The organism is Paraburkholderia sp. (assembly GCF_034668105.1).
GTDB lineage: Bacteria > Pseudomonadota > Gammaproteobacteria > Burkholderiales > Burkholderiaceae > Paraburkholderia.
In genome coordinates this window covers 1-14,536 of sequence record NZ_JAXDPY010000604.1, presented here as the reverse complement: position 1 = coordinate 14,536, position 14,536 = coordinate 1, and the positions used below count along the sequence as shown (strand labels likewise).

The following is a 14,536-nucleotide window of genomic DNA, read 5'->3' as shown; positions in this document are numbered from 1 at the left end:
TGGTCTACCACCATCGCGGCGCCTATCTGAATGCGCTCAGCAATATCCTCGAATGGGATATGCCCAGGCATGCGGTCTACCTGTGGACCTTGCCGCTCTTTCACTGCAACGGCTGGTGTTTCCCATGGACCGTCGCCGCGCGCGCGGGCGTCAACGTCTGTCTGCGTAAATTCGACGCGAAGTCGGTGTTCGATCTGATTCGTCGCGAAGGCATCACGCACTATTGCGGCGCACCGATCGTGCAAAGCGCGCTCGCCAACGCGCCGGCCGAGTGGCGTGAGGGCATCACGCATCGGGTCTCGACGATGGTGGCGGGCGCCGCGCCCGCGCCGGCGGTGATCGCCAAGATGAAGGAAATCGGCTTCGATCTGACGCACGTGTACGGGCTTACCGAGACCTACGGGCCGGCCGCGGTGTGCGCGAAACAGGAGGAATGGGAAACCCTGGACGACAGCGCGCGCGCTGAAATGAATGCGCGGCAAGGTGTGCGCTATCACCTGCAGGCAGCCGTAACAGTGCTCGACCCGGACACGCTCGCGCCCGTGCCCGACGACGGAGAAACGCTCGGCGAGATCATGTTCCGCGGCAACATCTGCATGAAGGGCTATCTGAAGAACGAGCGCGCCACGGAAGCAAGCTTCCGCGGCGGCTGGTTCCACACCGGCGATCTGGGCGTGCGGATGCCTGACGGCTATATCCGCATTCGCGATCGCAGCAAGGACATCATCATTTCCGGCGGTGAAAACATCTCGAGCATCGAGGTCGAAGACACGCTGTACCGTCATCCTGCGGTGTCGGTTGCCGCCGTGGTGGCGATGGCCGATCCGAAGTGGGGAGAGGTACCGTGCGCCTTCGTCGAACTCAAGGAAGGCGCTCAGGTGAGCGCAGAAGAGATCATCGCGCACTGCCGGCAGTTCCTTGCGGGATACAAGTTGCCTAAGGCGGTGCGCTTTGGCGAATTGCCGAAGACGTCGACGGGAAAAATTCAGAAGTTCGAATTGCGCGCGCGGATCAAGGCGGAAGGAACCGAATAGATCGCGCGCTATTGTCTGGCGCGCCTAATGGCGCGCTATGTCCGGGTGCTGAACGATGCAAACGCCGGGATTCCGGCGCGCATTAGATCAGGTTCGACTCGCGATTAACCGCGCGTGTCGACCCAGTGGCGTGCCCAGCGTGCGGAGTGCTGCAGTGCCTGTTCTTCGTTCGTGAAGTAGTCGAGCGAATAGAACTGGTAGCGCCCTTCGGCACGCGCGCTATCAGCGCGTTCGAGCAACAGGTTGGATGAAAAGCTACCGTCGGGCAAACGATGCGCCGAGGGTTTGACGGCATAGCCGTTGTAATGATGAATATGTTTGTTTTGCATTTTATTTTTTAATAATGTTCGAGTGCGTGCATGCTGTGCGAGCCGTTGTACGGGTCACGCGGACGAGCTGATTCAAGCTTGCAAGCCGAATCCAGACGCAGTCGGAAAGCTAAAAAGGGCGTTAAAGCCGGAGGGGAGAATGAGGTGCAACGAGGCGTTTGGCGCTTGAGCTAGTTGCTTTTGAATCACCGCAACCAAAAAGCGATCGCGCCAACTGTGGGAGACAAAGCTCCGCGAGGATGTCGCTGCAGCCCGATGTCCGTTGCCGGACACCGAGCCCTTCAAACTTACATCGGCTTGATGTTAGCCGCTTGCAGACCCTTCGGGCCTTGCTTCGTTTCGAAGCTCACCTTCTGATTTTCAGCCAGCGTCTTGAAGCCGTCGCCGCTGATTTCGGAGAAGTGCGCGAACAGGTCGTCGCCGCCCTTGTCCGGGGTGATGAAGCCAAAGCCTTTGCTGTCGTTGAACCACTTAACGGTACCGGTATCCATGAAGAATCCTTGAGGTAAAAATAGAAATATTTGCTCGGTTGAGGAGCGCGTGAAGCGTCAAGGAGGGAGAGGACAACGAATACCGCTGAGGAGCGAGACATTGATGAACAGCAATCGAACTTCTTGAACTTCGGGTGACACAGTAACCGCCCGGGTGTATCAGCGTCAACACTTATCTTGTAACTATTTTATTGCGGGCTGTCTGCCGCACAGGCCAGGTGCATGGCGATACGACCTCGCACCGGCATATCGTGTCGTGCGGCACGGCACGATACACCGCGCAAGCCGGATGCTGTTTCAGATGCCCACTTTATGTGCCGTCAGGATCAGCCGCAATCCAAGCGCGGTCACTGCGCTTGCGGCGACGCGATCGATCCAGGCCTTCCACCGCAGATAGATTTCACGCGGCCGTTTGCTCGAAAAGCACAACGCGACCACGGTGTACCAGCCGGCTTCGATGGCGAAGATCGCGGGGGGCAATGCAAAGTAGCACCACAACGGCGGATGTTGCGGGAGCAGGGCCGCGAAGATACTGCCGTAGTAAACCGCTGTTTTCGGATTGCTGAGTTGGGTGCTCAAGCCAATCCAGAAGGATTTGCGCACATTGGTGGCGGCCGCTTGCGCGGCATCGAAAGCGAGCGGTTTGGCCGCCCCGCGCCAGATCTTCGACGCGAGGTAGATCAGATAAAGGCCACCGGCCACTTTCAAACCGACGTACAGCCACTCTACAGTTGCCAGCAAGGTGTACAAACCGAGCAACGCGATCCCGCTGAAGAACACGCCGCCTATCCCCATGCCGAGCGCCGTTGCAAGGCCGTCGCCGCGCGACAGTCCGATTGAATTGCGCGCAACGATGACGAAGCTGGGTCCAGGGCTCATGGCACCTAGCAGCAGTGCGGCCAGAATTGTGATGATGGCTGTCGATGCGGGCATTTTTTTGTCTCCTACAGGCGGTGATGCAGTTCGGTAAAACGTAGCATGGGAGGGCGCGATTTCTTTGTTTTTTTGCTTTCGTGACGCTGCCTGCCGTTATTCTACAGTGCTTCCATTGCCCTGCTTTGCTATTGGGTTATTGGCATTGCCTCAAACCTGGACAGCACTAAAAAAAACCAGCAAGAACTAATAAGAACTCTTAAGAACCATTAAGAATTGAATAGACCCGTGCCGAGCGCAAACAGAACAACCAGGAAACCCGTCATCGCGGGCGAACAATCAGTTTCTGCAAGCAGCGGAAATTGGATGCTAGAATTGCTTTCCATACGCTGAAGCAGCCTTGCAGCACCAGGCGATCAAGAGCGCGATCCGAACTGTTTACCGACAAATTCCCCTGAAATTCAGGATTTATTGGGCATGATTTCCAGATGCAAGTTGTCATGCATCGGGAGGCGATTGTGAGTTCGATTTGCACTCAACCCATCTGATTCACGCATAGGCTTCGCGTTGTTTAGCGAAGCCTATGTTTTGCCAACGCGAGCATTATTAGCCGCGAAACCGGTACGTTATGAAAGAGCGAGAAGAACAACGGCTGTTCGACCTCGACGGGAATGCGCGTGAGCGCCTGATCGTGTGGATCCGCCGGCGCATGGACGAATACGGCATTACGATGGAAGCACTAGCGGATTCGATCGAAGCCGACAAGGCCGCGATCCCGGCCGTGATGTATCGCGATGCCTTCGGCAATACGTGGGACGGTCGTGGCGATAAGCCGGATTGGCTCGCGCGCGCAATCTACGCCGGACAGAACATCGATCATTTCCGTTGCTAAACGCGGCCTTGGTTCTACGTCGTCGACGAGCGAACGCGTAGAGCGCTTGCTGAAAAGCAGGTGATCGGGTCGTGCCCATTGCTTCGATATCCAAACTGATGACCAGGGTGGTATCGCTCGAGTTAAAGCGTGCACTGAAACGCGCCGCGCAGACGGGAAACAAAAAAAAGCCCGCGCGGGGCGGGCTTAACCTACTCGGAGTTTCGCGATCCAGTCGCTAGACGGATCATCTCCAGTGTATGTGAAAGCTATATGAAAGTGTAGAAAATCCGCGTCAAAGGTCGAAAAAGACGGTTTCCCTGTCGCCCTGCATATAGATATCGAACCGGTACACGTTGGCCGTACCCGCTTCGCGCCGCGCGATCAGCGTGCCGCGCCGGTCCGCCGGAACCGCTGCCAGCACGGCATCCCGTCCGTTTGCCTCGGCTTCGTCCTCGAAATAGACGCGCGTGAAGGTGTGCAGCAGCATGCCGCGCATCGTCACCACCACATTCAGGTGCGGCGCTTCGTCCGGGCTGGCGCGGCCGGGTTTCACCGTTTCAACTACAAAGCGCTTCTGCGGGTCCGTCCCCGTGCCGACGCGGGCGAAGCCGCGGAAACCCGTCTTCAGGATTTCCTCGCGCGATTCCGGGTAATGGCCTTGCGCGTCCACTTGCGACACTTCCAGCATGGCATCGCCGATCACCTGACCGTCGCCGTCGAACACCTGGCCGACAATCGTGATGTGCTCGCCGGCCGCTTCACGGTCGGCCAGAACCGGCGTGAACAGGCTCTTGAAGTCGAAGTCGTATTGCTGCGGGCACAGACCATAGGCGAAGTACGGTCCAACCGTTTGCGAAGGCGTTTGCTTCAGGGTGGTCATGGCTTAGCGCTCCATCGGGGTTTCGTTGCGGCCGCGCAGCACGATGTCGAAGTCGTAGCCGAGCGCATAGGCCTCTTGCGTCGTATCGAGCGAGAAGTTTGCAATCAGGCGGTCGCGTGCCTCTTCGGGTGTGCCCTGGAAAATCGGGTCGAAGGCCAGCAGCGGATCACCGGGGAAATACATCTGCGTGACGAGGCGCGAGCCGAAATGGTCGCCGAACAGCGAGAAATGAATATGGTTCGGACGCCATGCGTTCGGGTGATTGCCCCAAGGGTAGGCACCCGGTTTGATCGTCAGAAAGCGGTAACGGCCTTCGTTGTCGGTAATGCAACGGCCGGCGCCGAGGAAGTTCGGATCGAGCGGCGCGTCGTGCTGATCGGCCTTGTGCACGTAGCGGCCGGCAGCATTGGCTTGCCAGATCTCAACTAGCGTATTGCGCACCGGGCGGCCGCCTTCGTCGAGCACCCGGCCCGTCACGACGATGCGTTCGCCGAGCGGCTCGCCATTGCGCACTGCATTGCGCGTCAGATCGTGATCGAGCGCGCCGAGGTCTTCCGTGCCGTAGACCGGCACGCGCTGGTCGCGCAGTTTTTCCTTCAACGGAATCAGCGGGCGCGTTGGGCCGCGTTTGACCGAAGACCCGTAGCCGGGATAGACGTAAGCGGGATGGGACGCGAAATCGCGTGCGCAGAGAAAGGACTCGTCCATCAGTGTCTCCTTCGAGGAATTGTGGGATACAGCTTGTGGAGTGACTTTATCTAACCTGCGCGGTTATGCAAAATGACGTTTTCGCCCTTTTCGTATAACCTGCCGTTATGCAACGCAGCCTCGCGGACAGCCGCGTCAAATTTCGTCATCTTCAGTGCTTTCTGGCCGTCGCCCAGTTCGGCGGTGTGCAGCGGGCGGCCGAAAGCCTGTCCATCACGCAGCCCGCGGTCTCCAAGACGGTTGCTGAACTGGAAACCATTCTCGGTGTGAAACTGTTCGAGCGCGGCCGTCACGGTGCGGTGCCGACCCGCGAGGGGCAGCTCTTCATGCCGCATGCGAGCGCCTGTGTCAGCGCGTTGCGCCAGGGCGTCGATTTGCTGGCGCATGCGGAAGGCGCAGCCGCCGCCACGCTCGAGATCGGCATACTGCCGACCGTGGCCGCTGCCTTGGTGCCGCCCGTGTTGAAGCGGTTTGCCGCGCTTTGGCCGCGCGTGATCGTGCGCCTGGCTACGGGCGCCAACCCCGAATTGCTCGAACGCCTGAAGGCCGGCACGATCGAATTCGCGATCGGGCGTCTGGCCGACCCGGAACGGATGGTCGGGCTGAGTTTCGAGCAGCTTTTCAGCGAGCCGTTGATTGCCGTGGTCCGAGCCGGGCATCCGTTGGCTTTAGGCGCTGGCTTGCCGGCCACGTCGCTGGACGATTTTCCGGTGGTCCTGCCGCCGTTCGGCACGCTGATCCGGCAGTCGGCAGAGAGCCTGTTGAGCGCGTGGGGCGTGCCGCCGTTGTCCGGGTTTGTCGAGGTGCTGTCGGTGTCGACGGGGCGTGCATTGACGCTCGAGAATGACGCCGTGTGGTTCGTGCCGCTGAGCGCAGTCGAATATGAGCTGGCGCATGAAATGCTGGTGCGTTTGCCCTTGCCGTTCGCTGGGACGGGCGAGCCCGTGGGGCTGATCCGGCGTTCGGACACGCAGCCGTCGCCGGTGGGTCAGGCGTTCATCGATGCCGTGCGCGAGGTTGCGCGCCAGCGCATGGCGGCGGCTACCGGCAAGCCCGTGGCCAAACGGGCGTCGAAACGTGGCCGCGGCAGTCCGCCAAAGGGCTGATTCACCGCGCGTGAACCATCCAGTACAAAATGAAGGTTGCGAACGCCCGCTTACCCGGTGTACAAACACGGTGCAAAAGCCGTCGCGCGCCGCATTGCTGCGGCACACCACGCAAGCGGTGTCACACTGCGAGTGATTGACGCCGCGCCACGCCACGCCCGGCCAGCACCAACACCACAAACACTCGCAACAGCGTACGAAGACTGCCCAAGGAGATTGCCATGCCCAGCGACTTGCCCACTCCAGACGCCGCGCTGCGCGCCGTGTCGGCGCCTGAGCACAATCCGCTCGGCACCGCCGGCCTGGAATTCGTGGAGTTCGCCTCGCGCGAGCCGAAGGCGCTCGGCGAAACCTTTACGAAACTCGGGTTCAAGGCGATTGCGCGCCATATCAGCAAAGACGTCACGCTGTATCGCCAGGGCGAGATGCACTTCCTGATCAACGCGGAGCCGGATTCGTTCGCCGAGCGCTATGCGGAGGAATACGGCGCCGGCATCTGCGCGATCGGGATTCGTGTGGCCAACGCGCAGCGCGCCTTCGACCGCGCGATCGAGCTCGGCGCGTGGGCCTTTGAAGGCGAACGCCTCGGCGCGGGCGAACTGCTGATTCCGGCGATCCAGGGTATTGGCGATTCGCACATCTATTTCGTCGACCGTTGGCGCGGCCGGGGTGGCCAGCGCGGCGGTCTCGGCGATATCTCGATCTTCGACATCGACTTCCGTCCGATCGAGATCGACACCGCGCAGGCCGATCTGAATCACGCGGGCACCGGTCTGATCGCGGTCGATCATCTGACACAAACGGTCGGCGAGGGCCGCATGCAGGAGTGGCTCGACTTCTATCGCGACCTGCTCAACTTTCGTGAGATTCACGAGCTGCACGCGAACTGGCATGTGTCGGCGGAGTCGCGCGTGATGGTGTCGCCGTGCGGCGCGATTCGCGTGCCTTTGTATGAAGAGGGCACGCGCCGCACGAATTTGATGCACGAGTATCTGCCGGATCATCCGGGCGAAGGCGTGCAGCACATCGCGCTCGCCACCGACGACATCTTTGCGTGCGTCGAGCGGCTGCTGGCGAACGGCGTCGAATTTGTGGAGCCGCCGCCGCGCTATTACGAGCAACTCGATGCGCGCCTGCCCGGTCATGGGCTCGACGTCGAGCGGCTCAAGCGCACGCATGTTCTGGTGGATGGCGAGATCGCCGCCGATGGCGTGCCAATGCTGTTCTTTCAGACCTTCGTGCGGCGCGGCGCCGGCGAGATCTTCTTCGAAATCGTGCAGCGGCAAGGGCACCATGGTTTTGGCGAAGGCAATTTGAGCGCGTTGGCGCAGGCACGCGAGCAAGCCGGCGCTTAGCATTTACTGGCAACCGGCAACCGGCAACCGGCAACCGGCAACCGGCAACCGGCAACCGGCAACCGGCAACCGGCAACCGGCAACCGGCAAATCAATCGCTACCAGGCGCGCCAGCCAACCCAGGATTCACCTCGCCATACGCCGCCGCCTCCCGCAATAACCACTCGCGAAAGCTCGTAAGCGGCTTACCGTGGCTCAACTCCGTCGGATAGACGAGGTAGTAGGCCGAGTCGGCGACTGCGGGCGCGTCGAGCGGCATTGCGAGTCCAAGCTGTTCAAGCTGCGCATCGACGAAAAAACGCGGCACCAGCGCGACGCCGAGACCGGTTGCTGCGGCGCTGATCAGCATGGTGTGGAGTTCATAGCGGACCCCTTGCATCGACCGGTTATCGTCCACGCCCAGATTGGCGAACCACGCCGACCAGCCGTCCGGCCGCGTAGTGGAATGCAGCAGCGGATAGTTCAGCAGATCGGCCGCCGTTTCAACGGGCCGCGTCAACAGACTGGCTGCGCACACCGGCACGACTTCCTCGCTGAACAGAAAATCCGCCGAGGTGCCCGGCCAGGTCGGTTTGCCGTAGTGGATCGCTGCTTCGAAATGCGTCTCGGCGAACGCGAAGGTACCGGTGCGCACGCCCATGTTGACCCGCACATCCGGGTACTGCGCATTGAATGCCGCCAGCCGCGGAATCAGCCATTGCGACGCGAACGTCGGCAACACCGCCAGTTCCAGATAACCGCCGCCGCTGCCATGCGCGATGATCGACAGCGTGTCGCGGTCCAGTTGTTCCAGCGAGCGCCGCACCTGCGCGCTATAGACCTTGCCGGCCTTGGTCAGCACCACGCGCTGTTTGACGCGCACGAACAGCCGCACGCCGAGATTGTTCTCCAGCGTATTGATCTGTCGGGACACCGCGCTTTCGGTGAGGAACAGTTCGCGCGCCGCATGCGTGAAGCTCTCGTGCCGCGCGGCGGCTTCGAACGCGAGCAGCGCGCCCATGTTGGGGATCTTGAACTTTCGCATGTTGATTCCAAAAGCGCATCAAGTGGCGATTTTATCTCGCTTTACGGATGGCCCGTGGATTTGAATAATCTCGCATCCAACGATGCCGCGCGAGCGTCCTGAAGCCACGCCGGTTGGCCACCTTCAAACGCACCGCCGCGCACTCACCGCCCCTGCCCGGAACCGATATGCGAACCTTCAATAATGCGAATGTCGAACAACTGCTGCTGAAACTGCTTGGCGTGGAGAAAACCGCAAGGCTGTTCACCACGCTGAATCATCCGCGGATTCTCAACGAATGGGAGGACGGCACCGTCACCCGCGCCGAACTGGCGCAGGCCATGAACATGGCGCTGTTCGAAGACCTGTTGGCGCGCTCGGCGAATGGCCGCCAGTACACCGAAGAGACGATCGCCGCGGGCGGCAGCGTCTACTTCGACCATGGCGCATTGCGCACGGTGCGCTGGAGCGCGAGCGGCGCGCTGCCGCCGGGTGAAGCTGCCTTTGCGCGCATCCTGCGGCCGCTCGGCTTCAGCATCAACGGCCGTTATCCGCTCGACCGTCTCGGCATGACCGGCCGCGCCTGGGCGCACGACGACGCCCCCGATGAGATCGCCCAGTTCTTCGTCAGCGAATTGCACCCGGAGCGTTTTTCAACGGAATTCCAACAGGCCGTGACGAACGTGATCGGCGCCTCGCGCGATCCGTTGACGCCGCAAGCCGTTAGTCAGCTGTGGGAGCTGGAGCGTGAAGGCGTGCTGCCGCTCGAGACGGCACACGCGTTGCTGCCGGTCATCGTCGGCGCGTTCGCGCGGCAGCACGAGACGCCACGCGAGGCCGATTACGAAGTATTGTTGAAGGACTCGGCGGAAATGGCGTGGATTGCAACCGAGGGCAACGCCTTCAATCACGCCACCGATCGCGTCACGGACGTGTTCCCGCTGTCCGACGAAGAAAAGGCGAAGGGCCGTCCGATGAAGCCGGAAGTCGAGCGTTCGCGTTCGGGCCGCGTGTTTCAGACGGCGTACCGCGCGGACCTCGTGCGGCGCGAATTGCGCGCGGCCGACGGCAGTATCGTGACGCGCGAGGTGCCGGGCTCGTTCTACGAGTTCATCACGCGCAAGCGGACCTTCGATCAGGACGCGCGCCGCTGGGAAACGGACCTGCGTTTCGACGCGGGCAACGCCCAGGGCATCTTCAAGATGACCGCCAGCCAGGCGGCCTGATGCGTTGTTCAGGCCAACGCGGGGGCATTGGACACGAGACATGAGGGACGCAGTGGGAACGTCATTAGAGGAAGCGCAGGGCGCGAGTGTGAATGCTGTGTTGAGCGATGCTGCTGATAGCACGTCAGGAAAGCCGTGTATCGCCACACCTTTTTCGAGTACCGCTGCGGTGTTGCAGGCGCTCGAAGCCGACTTGCGCCGCAACGTGCGCGGCGAAGTGCGTTTCGATCAAGGCTCGAAAGCGCTGTATGCCGCGGATGCGTCGAACTACCGGCAAGTCCCGCTCGCCGTGGTGGTGCCGTCGGACGTCGACGATCTGCTGGAGACGCTCGCTGCCTGCCGTCGCAATGACGTGCCCTTTCTGCCCCGCGGCGGCGGCACCTCGCAGAACGGCCAATGCGTGAACGTCGCGGTGGTGGCCGATGCGAGCAAGTATGTGAACCGCGTGGTCTCGGTCGATCCCGTCGCGCGTGTCGCGATCGTCGAACCCGGCGTGGTGTGCGACACCTTGCGCGACGCCGCCGAAGCGCACGGCCTCACGTTCGCGCCCGATCCGGCAACGCACAGTCGCTGCACGCTCGGCGGCATGATCGCCAACAACTCGTGCGGCGCGCATTCGGTGATGGCCGGCAAGACGGTCGAAAACGTCGAAGCGCTGGAAATCGCGACCTTCGACGGCGCGCGTTTCTGGGTCGGCCCGACTTCGGACGACGAACTCGAACGCATCATCTCGGCAGGTGGCAGAAAGGGCGAAATCTACACCGCGCTCAAGCAGTTGCGCGACACCTACGCCGAGCAGATTCGCGCGAAATTCCCACGGATCAAGCGGCGCGTGTCGGGCTTCAACCTCGATCAACTGCTGCCGGAGAATGGTTTTAATGTCGCGCGTGCGCTGGTCGGCACCGAGGGCACGTGCGCCGTGACCTTGCAGGCGAAAGTGCGGCTCGTGAAGAGTCCGGCGAAACGCGTGATCGTCGTGGTCGGCTTCACCGATATCTACGTCGCCGCGGACGCCGTGCCGCATTTCATGCGCTGTGGTCCGATCGCGATCGAGGGGCTCGACCGCGCGATCATCCGCGGTTTGCAGGCACGTGGTTTGAAGAAGGACGAAATCGCGCTGCTGCCAGAAGGCGATGCATGGGTCGTGCTCGAATTCGGCGCGGATACCCACGAGGATGCGGTACGTCAGGCGCAAACCGCCGCAGCGTATTTCCTGTCGGGTGAAGCGGGGCCGAAGGTCACGGCGATCCTCGTCGAAGATCGCGCGTTGCAGGCGAAGGTCTGGTCGATTCGCGAGACGGGTGCGTCGGCGGTGGCGTTGTCGGTGGATCCGGAGATGCCCGATCCGGTGGTCGGCTGGGAAGATGCGGCGGTCGATCCCATGCGCCTCGGCGATTATCTGCGCGCGTTTCAGGCTCTGGTGGATCGTTACGGCTACGAGACGAGCCTGTACGGCCATTTCGGCGACGGCTGCGTGCATGCGCGCATTACCTTCGATCTGCGCAGCGTCGCAGGCGTCGCGACGTGGCGCAAGTTTCTGCGCGAGGCGGCGGAACTGGTGGTCGAATTCGGTGGTTCGCTCTCGGGCGAACATGGCGACGGCCAGGCTAAGGCCGAGTTCCTGCCGATCATGTACGGCCCCGAGCTGATGCAGGCAATGGAGCAGTTCAAGGCGATCTGGGACCCGGCCAATCGACTGAATCCCGGCAAGGTCGTGCACGCCTATCGCGCCGACGAAAACCTGCGCATGGGTCCGGCGTACAAACCGGTGACCCTGCAAACGAAGCTCACATTCGCGAGCCAGGAAGGCGACGGCTTTCAACGCGAGATCGAACGATGCATCGGCATGGGCAAATGCCGCTCGCTCGAAGGCGGCACGATGTGCCCGAGTTATCGCGCAACGCGTGAAGAGAAGTATTCGACGCGCGGCCGCGCCCATCTGTTCTGGGAAATGCTGCAAGGCGACGTGATCGCCGATGGCTGGCAAAGCCGCGAAGTGAAAGAAGCGCTCGATACGTGCCTCGCATGCAAGGGCTGCAAATCCGATTGCCCGACGCACACGGATATGGCTTCGTACAAGGCGGAGTTTCTGGCGCATTACTACGAGACGAATCGACGGCCGCGCCAGGCGCTGTTTATGGGGCGGATTGGCGAGTGGGCGCCGTGGGCGGCGAGATTTCCGCAGCTGACGAATTTCATGACGTCGGCGCCGGGCGTGGCTGCGCTTGGCAAGTGGCTTGCCGGGGTGGCGCAAGCGCGTGAGTTGCCGAAGTTTGCCAAAGAGACGTACCGGCAGATCGCGCGGCGCGCGCCTCAGACTGTGCGTGCTGCTCACTCGGGCGAAGAGGTCAAGAAAGTCATCCTGTGGGTCGATACCTTCAACGACCACTTCACGCCTGAGATCGCGCAGGCCGCAGCCGATGTGCTGACGCAAATGGGCTGGCATGTCGTGCTGCCGAAAAATCGTTTGTGCTGTGGACGTCCGCTGTATGACTTCGGTTTGCTCGAACGTGCGCGTGAGTTGCTGAGCACGATTCTGGATGACCTCGGAGACGATATTGCCGCTGGTGTCCCGCTGGTCGGTCTCGAGCCGGGTTGCTTATCGGTGTTCAAGGACGAGTTGTTGAAACAGTTCCCCGGTCATGCCTTGGCGAAGCAGTTGTCGGCGCAGACTTTTCTGTTTTCCGATTTCGTCGCACGTCAGCCGTTCGAGTGGCCGATTCTGGCAGCCGATGTGATCGTGCATGGGCATTGTCATCAGAAGGCGCTGTTCGGCATGCAAGGCGATACCGCGCTGCTGAAGAAGCTCGGGGTGAACTGGAGGTTGCTCGATACAGGATGCTGCGGGATGGCGGGATCGTTCGGCTTTAACGACGAGCATCACGCGCTTTCGGAGAAGATCGGCGAAGACAGGCTGTTTCCGGCTGTGCGCGCGGCCGCCGCGGCGAACGCGCAAACGATTGTGCTGACGAATGGTTTCAGTTGTCGTGAGCAGATTCAACAGGGAACCGGGCGACACGCGATGCATATCGCGCAACTGGCGCAGCGGGCGCTGGCGGCGCGGTAAGCGCCGCCGTTATTTTTTCGCCGATTCAACCGTGGCCAGGGTTTGCGGAATGTCGGCGCTGGTCGCCATCCACAATACTTCGGCGTCTTCGTCGCTGGTGGATACCGCGGCATGACCGGTGCGGCTGTCGAAGTACAGGCTGTCGCCGGCATTCAGATGCGTCGGTGCGTACAACTCGGAATAGAGGCACACGCTGCCGCTGATCACGTACAAAAATTCTTCGCCTTCGTGACGGCCCCAGTCGTCGAACGCGTCGAGCGTGTGCGCCGAGATGCGGATGCGGAACGGCAGCATCGCTTTGTGCGCGAGGTCGGTGGCGAGCAACTCCATCTGATAGCCGCGATAGGCGTGGCGTTGGCCCTCGTTTTTACGCGTCAACGCGCGGCGCCCGCTCGCGCTGACTTTGGGCGTCGAACCGAATAGCTCGCCGATTTCGATCTGCAAGCCGAGGACGATCTTCTGCAGGACGTCGAAAGTGGGCGACATCAGGCCGTTTTCGACTTTGGAGAGCGTGGAGCGGGAGACGCCACAGAGGCGGCTCGCGGTTTCCAGCGTCAGATCCTGCGCCTGGCGGGCGGCGCGCACGCGCCGGCCGAGGTCGGTTGTCGATTGATCGGCGGGTTTGGTGAGGTGGGTGTCCATGGGGCTTGCTGCTTTAAATGCACGCTTTGAGGGGCAATCGGTGTTTCCGATAATAACATTTGGCCGGTGCCGCTCTGGTTAGCGAGCGATTTGGGCGACCATCGAGCAACTTTTCTCATCGGAAACGTGGTGGCGCGCTGTGGCGCCAGGAGAGCATTATCGGCAGCGTGTTCGAGGCGCACTACGACACGGATCCGGCACTCCCCGCAGGGCAGATTCGGCCGCGCATCCGCGGCACCGCGCACGTCAATGCGGAATCGAGGCTGCTCTTTTCCGACGACGATCCTTTCGCGTGGGGCATCCGCGCGGCATGACGGGGTCCGACGCGGTGGTCTACGCGCCGGCCGTCGCGGCCTGGTTGCTCGCGCAACCTGTTGCAGGGCGGATCGTGCAACGTCTGGATACCGAAGTGATCGGCATCGAAAGTGAAGGCGTGCGTCTCGCGGACGGCGGCCTCATTGCCGCCGGTGCGGTGCTGCTGGCCAACGGCCTGCAGGCGGCGACACTGTTGCCGGGCTTGCCGTTGCAGGCAAAGAAAGGCCATCTGCTGATTACCGATCGCTACCCCGGCACGATCCGGCATCAAATCCTCGAATTGGGTTACATCAAGAGCGCGCACAACTCGAGCGGCACATCGGTCGCGTTCAACGTGCAGCCGCGCCCAACGGGCCAGTTGCTGATCGGCTCGTCGCGTCAGTTCGACAGCGTCGATCCGAAGGTCGAACCGGCGATCCTCGCGCGCATGCTCCAACGTGCAGTCGACTACTTGCCGGAACTGGCCGGCGTGAACGCCATTCGCGCGTGGACCGGTTTGCGTCCTGCCTCCAGTGATGGATTGCCGTTGATCGGCCCCACCGGGTTCTTTGCGGACGACGACGCAATGCATCCAGCCACATGGCTTGCGGTTGGACATGAGGGATTGGGCGTGACCACCGCGCTTGGTACGGC

The 14,536-nt window shown here is 61.7% G+C and carries 15 protein-coding genes; 8 read left to right on the top strand and 7 right to left on the bottom strand.

What is annotated here, in order from left to right:
• Positions 1-1,034: AMP-binding protein (locus tag QOC89_RS26680; protein WP_323047771.1), on the top strand; the 1,034-nt coding region annotated here is incomplete at its 5' end.
• A 104-nt stretch (positions 1,035-1,138) separates the two neighbouring features.
• On the opposite strand, the gene QOC89_RS26675 is transcribed toward QOC89_RS26680, so the two are convergent.
• The 3 genes from QOC89_RS26675 to QOC89_RS26665 all read right to left on the bottom strand — a co-directional run bounded on the left by QOC89_RS26675 (position 1,139) and on the right by QOC89_RS26665 (position 2,787).
• Positions 1,139-1,363, bottom strand: a complete 225-nt coding sequence (locus QOC89_RS26675; protein WP_323047770.1) for a hypothetical protein — start codon at positions 1,361-1,363, stop codon at positions 1,139-1,141.
• Between the two features lie 287 nt (positions 1,364-1,650).
• On the bottom strand, positions 1,651-1,854 hold the full coding sequence (locus QOC89_RS26670; protein WP_007178877.1) for a cold-shock protein: 204 nt from the start codon (positions 1,852-1,854) through the stop codon (positions 1,651-1,653).
• Positions 1,855-2,151: 297 nt separating this feature from the next.
• On the bottom strand, positions 2,152-2,787 hold the full coding sequence (locus tag QOC89_RS26665) for a LysE family translocator (RefSeq protein WP_323047769.1): 636 nt from the start codon (positions 2,785-2,787) through the stop codon (positions 2,152-2,154).
• Between the two features lie 568 nt (positions 2,788-3,355).
• Between QOC89_RS26665 and QOC89_RS26660 the strand changes: the two genes are divergently transcribed.
• Positions 3,356-3,619, top strand: coding sequence for an H-NS family nucleoid-associated regulatory protein (locus QOC89_RS26660; protein ID WP_323047768.1), 264 nt, complete (start codon positions 3,356-3,358; stop codon positions 3,617-3,619).
• 274 nt (positions 3,620-3,893) lie between these two features.
• Here the strand turns inward: QOC89_RS26660 and pcaG are convergent, their stop codons facing one another.
• Together pcaG and pcaH are read right to left on the bottom strand one after the other, a co-directional pair.
• Complete coding sequence (pcaG, locus tag QOC89_RS26655; protein WP_323047767.1) at positions 3,894-4,481, bottom strand: protocatechuate 3,4-dioxygenase subunit alpha; 588 nt, start codon at positions 4,479-4,481, stop codon at positions 3,894-3,896.
• Between the two features lie 3 nt (positions 4,482-4,484).
• Positions 4,485-5,189, bottom strand: a complete 705-nt coding sequence (gene pcaH / locus QOC89_RS26650) for a protocatechuate 3,4-dioxygenase subunit beta (protein WP_323047766.1) — start codon at positions 5,187-5,189, stop codon at positions 4,485-4,487.
• Between the two features lie 107 nt (positions 5,190-5,296).
• On the opposite strand from pcaH, the gene pcaQ reads away from it, so the two are divergent.
• Both pcaQ and QOC89_RS26640 read left to right on the top strand, forming a co-directional pair.
• A complete protein-coding gene (gene pcaQ / locus QOC89_RS26645; protein ID WP_323047765.1) occupies positions 5,297-6,295 on the top strand; it encodes a pca operon transcription factor PcaQ in 999 nt (332 codons plus the stop codon).
• A 221-nt stretch (positions 6,296-6,516) separates the two neighbouring features.
• Positions 6,517-7,650 (top strand): 4-hydroxyphenylpyruvate dioxygenase family protein, encoded by a 1,134-nt coding sequence (locus QOC89_RS26640; RefSeq protein WP_323047764.1) that lies wholly within the window; start codon positions 6,517-6,519, stop codon positions 7,648-7,650.
• Positions 7,651-7,741: 91 nt separating this feature from the next.
• Here the strand turns inward: QOC89_RS26640 and QOC89_RS26635 are convergent, their stop codons facing one another.
• Complete coding sequence (locus tag QOC89_RS26635; RefSeq protein WP_323047763.1) at positions 7,742-8,674, bottom strand: LysR substrate-binding domain-containing protein; 933 nt, start codon at positions 8,672-8,674, stop codon at positions 7,742-7,744.
• 167 nt (positions 8,675-8,841) lie between these two features.
• Here QOC89_RS26635 and QOC89_RS26630 point away from each other — a divergent pair, with 167 nt between their 5' ends.
• Together QOC89_RS26630 and QOC89_RS26625 are read left to right on the top strand one after the other, a co-directional pair.
• Entirely contained in the window at positions 8,842-9,879 is a 1,038-nt protein-coding gene (locus QOC89_RS26630) for a DUF1338 domain-containing protein (protein WP_323047762.1), read from the top strand.
• Between the two features lie 52 nt (positions 9,880-9,931).
• Positions 9,932-12,946, top strand: coding sequence for an FAD-binding and (Fe-S)-binding domain-containing protein (locus QOC89_RS26625; protein WP_323047761.1), 3,015 nt, complete (start codon positions 9,932-9,934; stop codon positions 12,944-12,946).
• 9 nt (positions 12,947-12,955) lie between these two features.
• Here the strand turns inward: QOC89_RS26625 and QOC89_RS26620 are convergent, their stop codons facing one another.
• Positions 12,956-13,588, bottom strand: coding sequence for a helix-turn-helix domain-containing protein (locus QOC89_RS26620; protein ID WP_179739262.1), 633 nt, complete (start codon positions 13,586-13,588; stop codon positions 12,956-12,958).
• Positions 13,589-13,755: 167 nt separating this feature from the next.
• On the opposite strand from QOC89_RS26620, the gene QOC89_RS31980 reads away from it, so the two are divergent.
• Both QOC89_RS31980 and QOC89_RS26615 read left to right on the top strand, forming a co-directional pair.
• Positions 13,756-13,902 (top strand): hypothetical protein, encoded by a 147-nt coding sequence (locus QOC89_RS31980; RefSeq protein WP_416340477.1) that lies wholly within the window; start codon positions 13,756-13,758, stop codon positions 13,900-13,902.
• Positions 13,899-14,536, top strand: a 638-nt coding sequence (locus QOC89_RS26615; RefSeq protein ID WP_416340476.1) for an NAD(P)/FAD-dependent oxidoreductase, incomplete at its 3' end; no start/stop codon positions are given. The genes QOC89_RS31980 and QOC89_RS26615, both read left to right, overlap by 4 nt.

What these genes read in the sequence shown, in the direction of transcription:
- QOC89_RS26620 (WP_179739262.1), bottom strand. Translation starts at nt 13,588, where the DNA reads ATGGACACCCACCTCACCAAACCCGCCGATCAATCGACAACCGACCTC.
- QOC89_RS26635 (WP_323047763.1), bottom strand. Translation starts at nt 8,674, where the DNA reads ATGCGAAAGTTCAAGATCCCCAACATGGGCGCGCTGCTCGCGTTCGAA.
- pcaG (WP_323047767.1), bottom strand. Translation starts at nt 4,481, where the DNA reads ATGACCACCCTGAAGCAAACGCCTTCGCAAACGGTTGGACCGTACTTC.
- QOC89_RS26640 (WP_323047764.1), top strand. Translation starts at nt 6,517, where the DNA reads ATGCCCAGCGACTTGCCCACTCCAGACGCCGCGCTGCGCGCCGTGTCG.
- QOC89_RS26670 (WP_007178877.1), bottom strand. Translation starts at nt 1,854, where the DNA reads ATGGATACCGGTACCGTTAAGTGGTTCAACGACAGCAAAGGCTTTGGC.
- pcaH (WP_323047766.1), bottom strand. Translation starts at nt 5,189, where the DNA reads ATGGACGAGTCCTTTCTCTGCGCACGCGATTTCGCGTCCCATCCCGCT.
- QOC89_RS26630 (WP_323047762.1), top strand. Translation starts at nt 8,842, where the DNA reads ATGCGAACCTTCAATAATGCGAATGTCGAACAACTGCTGCTGAAACTG.
- QOC89_RS26660 (WP_323047768.1), top strand. Translation starts at nt 3,356, where the DNA reads ATGAAAGAGCGAGAAGAACAACGGCTGTTCGACCTCGACGGGAATGCG.
- pcaQ (WP_323047765.1), top strand. Translation starts at nt 5,297, where the DNA reads ATGCAACGCAGCCTCGCGGACAGCCGCGTCAAATTTCGTCATCTTCAG.
- QOC89_RS26675 (WP_323047770.1), bottom strand. Translation starts at nt 1,363, where the DNA reads ATGCAAAACAAACATATTCATCATTACAACGGCTATGCCGTCAAACCC.
- QOC89_RS26665 (WP_323047769.1), bottom strand. Translation starts at nt 2,787, where the DNA reads ATGCCCGCATCGACAGCCATCATCACAATTCTGGCCGCACTGCTGCTA.